This is a genomic window from Aquabacterium sp. A08, assembly GCF_011742065.1.
Window position 1 is genome coordinate 1 of record NZ_JAAQQT010000470.1, and the last position, 488, is coordinate 488.

At 70.3% G+C, this 488-nt stretch carries 1 protein-coding gene; it reads left to right on the forward strand.

Annotated elements, in window-relative coordinates; translation table 11 throughout:
* The coding region (locus HA630_RS02675; protein ID WP_166832236.1) for an aldehyde dehydrogenase family protein at positions 1–488 on the forward strand (488 nt) is incomplete at both ends.

Below are 488 nucleotides of genomic sequence, written 5' to 3' on the forward strand. Positions count from 1 at the left end.
CAGGCCGGCCTGCCCGACGGCGTGTTCAACGTGGTGCAGGGCGACAAGGAAGCCGTGGACGCGCTGCTGGACCACCCGGACGTGAAGGCGGTGAGCTTTGTGGGCTCCACCCCGATTGCCAACTACATCTACGAAACCGGCGCGCGCCACGGCAAGCGGGTGCAGGCCCTGGGCGGCGCCAAGAACCACATGGTCGTCATGCCCGACGCCGACGTGAACCAGGTGGTGGACGCGCTCATTGGCGCGGCCTACGGCTCGGCCGGCGAGCGCTGCATGGCCATCAGCGTGGCGGTGTTGGTGGGCGACGTGGCCGACCGGGTCATGCCCCTGCTGGTGGAGCGCACGAAGCAGCTCAAGGTGCTCAACGGCACCAACCTGGCCGCCGAAATGGGCCCCATCGTCACCCCCGCCGCCCACGCCCGCATCAGCGGCTACATCGCCGCCGGGCAGGCCGAAGGCGCGCAGCTGCTGGTGGACGGCCGCCAGTT